The organism is Janibacter sp. CFPM2_SD2 (assembly GCF_057364645.1).
Genome location: NZ_JBNFOF010000205.1, coordinates 1 through 5,595, shown reverse-complemented (window position 1 = coordinate 5,595; position 5,595 = coordinate 1). Strand labels below are relative to the sequence as shown.

Sequence of the window (5,595 nt, the reverse complement as noted above, 5' to 3'; positions counted from 1 at the left end):
AGAAGTTGCCCCTTGAAGCATCTGGCCGGAGACGGTGGGTGGTGATGGGTGTGCGTGTGAATCTTGAGAACTCAACAGCGTGTCAAAAATCGATGCCAATACCTCGTCTTGGCTGGTTGTGCCTGGTCCTGCGTTCGTGGGGTTGGGTGTGATTGGTCGGATGAATTTTTCCTTTGGTTGACAATGAATGAACTCAGCGATTGCGCTGGTTGTTCTTGCTCAGTCATGGTTCAGCCCTTTGTTGGGTTACTGATTGGCTCTGATGCTCGCTTTGGTGGGTGTTGGGGTTTTTAATCATCAACGGAGAGTTTGATCCTGGCTCAGGACGAACGCTGGCGGCGTGCTTAACACATGCAAGTCGAACGGTGAAGCTCCAGCTTGCTGGAGTGGATCAGTGGCGAACGGGTGAGTAACACGTGAGCAACCTGCCCCAGACTCTGGAATAAGCGCTGGAAACGGCGTCTAATACTGGATACGAGATCAAGCCGCATGGTTATGGTCTGGAAAGTTTTTCGGTTTGGGATGGGCTCGCGGCCTATCAGCTTGTTGGTGAGGTAATGGCTCACCAAGGCGACGACGGGTAGCCGGCCTGAGAGGGCGACCGGCCACACTGGGACTGAGACACGGCCCAGACTCCTACGGGAGGCAGCAGTGGGGAATATTGCACAATGGGCGAAAGCCTGATGCAGCGACGCCGCGTGAGGGATGACGGCCTTCGGGTTGTAAACCTCTTTCAGCAGGGAAGAAGCGAAAGTGACGGTACCTGCAGAAGAAGCACCGGCTAACTACGTGCCAGCAGCCGCGGTAATACGTAGGGTGCGAGCGTTGTCCGGAATTATTGGGCGTAAAGAGCTTGTAGGCGGTTTGTCGCGTCTGCTGTGAAAATCCGGGGCTCAACCCCGGACTTGCAGTGGGTACGGGCAGACTAGAGTGTGGTAGGGGAGACTGGAATTCCTGGTGTAGCGGTGAAATGCGCAGATATCAGGAGGAACACCGATGGCGAAGGCAGGTCTCTGGGCCACTACTGACGCTGAGAAGCGAAAGCATGGGGAGCGAACAGGATTAGATACCCTGGTAGTCCATGCCGTAAACGTTGGGCGCTAGGTGTGGGACTCATTCCACGAGTTCCGTGCCGCAGCTAACGCATTAAGCGCCCCGCCTGGGGAGTACGGCCGCAAGGCTAAAACTCAAAGGAATTGACGGGGGCCCGCACAAGCGGCGGAGCATGCGGATTAATTCGATGCAACGCGAAGAACCTTACCAAGGCTTGACATATACCGGAAACTTCCAGAGATGGTTGCCCCCTTTGGGTCGGTATACAGGTGGTGCATGGTTGTCGTCAGCTCGTGTCGTGAGATGTTGGGTTAAGTCCCGCAACGAGCGCAACCCTCGTTCTATGTTGCCAGCACGTTATGGTGGGGACTCATGGAAGACTGCCGGGGTCAACTCGGAGGAAGGTGGGGATGACGTCAAATCATCATGCCCCTTATGTCTTGGGCTTCACGCATGCTACAATGGCCGGTACAAAGGGCTGCGATACCGCAAGGTGGAGCGAATCCCAAAAAACCGGTCTCAGTTCGGATTGGGGTCTGCAACTCGACCCCATGAAGTCGGAGTCGCTAGTAATCGCAGATCAGCAACGCTGCGGTGAATACGTTCCCGGGCCTTGTACACACCGCCCGTCAAGTCACGAAAGTCGGTAACACCCGAAGCCGGTGGCCCAACCCTTGTGGGGGGAGCCGTCGAAGGTGGGACTGGCGATTGGGACTAAGTCGTAACAAGGTAGCCGTACCGGAAGGTGCGGCTGGATCACCTCCTTTCTAAGGAGCACTGGCCACCGTTTGGTGGTCCAGAGCCTAGCTGCCGGCGAGTGTCTGGCAGTAGGTGCTCGGGTGGAACATCGATTATTTGACGCTTGCCTGGTGTGGCTGTTGTTAGTACCGATCACCTGCTCCTTTTGGAGTGGTGACAGTGGAACGCATGAGCTGCCTGGGTGGGTGTCTGACACGTTGTTGGGTCCTGAGGGTTCACGCGAGTGAAGCTTCATGGACTACGACCCCGATGATTACGGTTGTTGGGGTTGGGTTGTGGGCCTTGCCTGGTCGTATACCGCGCTCGTTGTGGGTGTGGGTGTGATCATCTGGTGGGGTTGCCGCCCGTATGTTGAGAACTACACAGTGGACGCGAGCATCTTTATCTTTGTGGCTCAAGTTTTTAAGGGCGCACGGTGGATGCCTTGGCACCAGGAACCGAAGAAGGACGTAGGAATCTGCGATAAGCCTCGGGGAGTCGATAACCAGACTTTGATCCGAGGATTTCCGAATGGGGAAACCCGGCTGGAGGCAAGTCCAGTCACTCCTGTCTGAATATATAGGGCAGGTAGAGGGAACGCGGGGAAGTGAAACATCTCAGTACCCGCAGGAAGAGAAAACAATAGTGATTCCGTGAGTAGTGGCGAGCGAAAGCGGATGAGGCCAAACCGAGCTTGTGTGATAGCTGTCAGGCGTTGCAGGTTCGGGGTTGTGGGATTTTCTGTCTCAGGACTGACATTCTGGGCTGGAGTAAGAAATTCATGTCATAGTCGAAGAGTCTTGAATGGCTCGGCACAGAGGGTGCGACCCCCGTAGACGAAATGGTGTGGACTCCGGATGATTTTTCCCAAGTAGCACGGGGCCCGAGAAATCCCATGTGAATCTGGCGGGACCACCCGTTAAGCCTAAATATTCCCTGGTGACCGATAGCGGACAAGTACCGTGAGGGAAAGGTGAAAAGTACCCCGGGAGGGGAGTGAAATAGATCCTGAAACCGTGCGCTTACAATCCGTCGGAGCCTCCTTGTGGGGTGACGGCGTGCCTTTTGAAGAATGAGCCTGCGAGTTAGTGCTCAGTGGCGAGGTTAACCCGTGTGGGGAAGCCGTAGCGAAAGCGAGTCCGAATAGGGCGTTTAGTCGCTGGGTCTAGACCCGAAGCGGAGTGATCTACCCATGGCCAGGTTGAAGCGACGGTAAGACGTCGTGGAGGACCGAACCCACTTAGGTTGAAAACTGAGGGGATGAGCTGTGGGTAGGGGTGAAAGGCCAATCAAACTCCGTGATAGCTGGTTCTCCCCGAAATGCATTTAGGTGCAGCGTCACGTGTTTCTTACCGGAGGTAGAGCTACTGGATAGCTAATGGGCCTCACCAGGTTACTGACGTTAGCCAAACTCCGAATGCCGGTAAGTGAGAGCGTGGCAGTGAGACTGCGGGGGATAAGCTCCGTAGTCGAGAGGGAAACAGCCCAGATCACCAGCTAAGGTCCCTAAGCGTGTGCTAAGTGGAAAAGGATGTGGAGTTGCCGTGACAACCAGGAGGTTGGCTTAGAAGCAGCCACCCTTTAAAGAGTGCGTAATAGCTCACTGGTCAAGTGATTCCGCGCCGACAATGTAGCGGGGCTCAAGCACACCACCGAAGCTGTGGCATTGACACACTGCTCGGCACCCTTGTGGTGTCCAGGCGTGTTGATGGGTAGGGGAGCGTCGTGTGGCGAGTGAAGCGGCGGAGTGATCCAGTCGTGGATGCCACACGAGTGAGAATGCAGGCATGAGTAGCGAATGACGGGTGAGAAACCCGTCCGCCGAATAACCAAGGGTTCCAGGGTCAAGCTAATCTGCCCTGGGTAAGTCGGGACCTAAGGCGAGGCCGACAGGCGTAGTCGATGGACATCCGGTTGATATTCCGGAACCGGCGAAGAACCGCCCATGATGAATCCAGTGATGCTAAGCGCCTGAAGCTCATCGTTAGTGACCCTTCGGGGTTGCGCTGGTGAGTGGAACGCGTGACCCGAGCTGGTAGTAGTCAAGTGATGGGGAGACGCAGGAAGGTAGCCTCCGCGTGGCGATGGTTGTCCACGTCCAAGGGTGTAGGGAGTCAGGTAGGCAAATCCGCCTGGCATGTTCCTGAGACCTGATGGTGACCTCTTTTGAGGGAAGCAGGGTGATCCTATGCTGCCGAGAAAATCCTCTAGCGAGGTTCGAGCCGCCCGTACCCCAAACCGACTCAGGTGGTTAGGTAGAGAATACCAAGGCGATCGAGTGAATCGTGGTTAAGGAATTCGGCAAAATGCCCCCGTAACTTCGGGAGAAGGGGGGCCCGGACCCTGAAGCTCTTTACGGGCTAGGGGAAAGGGCCGCAGAGACCAGGGAGAAGCGACTGTTTACTAAAAACACAGGTCCGTGCGAAGTCGCAAGACGATGTATACGGACTGACGCCTGCCCGGTGCTGGAAGGTTAAGAGGACCGGTTAGCCCCTTGTGGGCGAAGCTGAGAATTTAAGCCCCAGTAAACGGCGGTGGTAACTATAACCATCCTAAGGTAGCGAAATTCCTTGTCGGGTAAGTTCCGACCTGCACGAATGGCGTAACGACTTCTCCACTGTCTCAACCGCGAACTCGGCGAAATTGCACTACGAGTAAAGATGCTCGTTACGCGCAGCAGGACGGAAAGACCCCGGGACCTTCACTATAGCTTGGTATTGGTGATCGGGACGGCTTGTGTAGGATAGGTGGGAGACTGTGAAGCATGCACGCCAGTGTGTGTGGAGTCATCGTTGAAATACCACTCTGGTCGTTCTGGTTATCTAACCTCGGTCCGTGATCCGGATCAGGGACATTGCCTGGTGGGTAGTTTAACTGGGGCGGTTGCCTCCTAAAATGTAACGGAGGCGCTCAAAGGTTCCCTCAGCCTGGTTGGCAATCAGGTGGCGAGTGCAAGTGTACAAGGGAGCTTGACTGCGAGACAGACATGTCGAGCAGGGACGAAAGTCGGAACTAGTGACCCGACGGTGGCTTGTGGAAGCGCCGTCGCTCAACGGATAAAAGGTACCCCGGGGATAACAGGCTGATCTTCCCCAAGAGTCCATATCGACGGGATGGTTTGGCACCTCGATGTCGGCTCGTCGCATCCTGGGGGTGGAGTAGCTCCCAAGGGTTGGGCTGTTCGCCCATTAAAGCGGCACGCGAGCTGGGTTTAGAACGTCGTGAGACAGTTCGGTCCCTATCCGCTGTGCGCGTAGGAAACTTGAGAGAGGCTGACCTTAGTACGAGAGGACCGGGTTGGACGAACCTCTGGTGTGTGAGTTGTTCTGCCAAGGGCACCGCTCATTAGCTACGTTCGGGAGTGATAACCGCTGAAAGCATCTAAGCGGGAAGCATGTCTCAAGATGAGGTTTCCATGGAGCTTTGCTCCGAGAGGCTCCCAGTAGACGACTGGGTTGATAGGCCAGATGTGGAAGTGCAGCAATGCATGTAGCTGACTGGTACTAATAAGCCGATAACTTGATACACACACAACCCTTGTGTTGCGTAAAAAAGAACGATGTTCGCGTCCACTGTGCAGTTCCCGAGATACGGTCGGGACACAATGCACGTCCACTGTATTTCCATAGAGTTTCGGCTGTCATAGCGAAGGGGAAACGCCCGGTCCCATTCCGAACCCGGAAGCTAAGCCCTTCAGCGCCGATGGTACTGCACTGGTGACGGTGTGGGAGAGTAGGACGCAGCCGGACAAACATTCACAAGAAGCCCCCCAGCGAGTCGCTGGGGGGCTTCTTGCATTCCCGG

General features: G+C 55.6%; 3 rRNA genes. All 3 read left to right on the top strand.

What is annotated here, in order from left to right:
* The first annotated feature begins 297 nt into the window (after window positions 1-297).
* The 3 genes from AC2W7J_RS15340 (at window position 298) to rrf (ending at window position 5,540) form a co-directional block, all read left to right on the top strand.
* Window positions 298-1,820: ribosomal RNA gene (locus AC2W7J_RS15340) — 16S ribosomal RNA — on the top strand.
* Between the two features lie 384 nt (window positions 1,821-2,204).
* A 23S ribosomal RNA gene (locus AC2W7J_RS15335) occupies window positions 2,205-5,318 on the top strand.
* 105 nt (window positions 5,319-5,423) lie between these two features.
* Window positions 5,424-5,540, top strand: a 5S ribosomal RNA gene (gene rrf / locus AC2W7J_RS15330).
* Together the 16S, 23S and 5S rRNA genes form the textbook arrangement of a ribosomal RNA operon.
* Window positions 5,541-5,595: the final 55 nt, after the last annotated feature.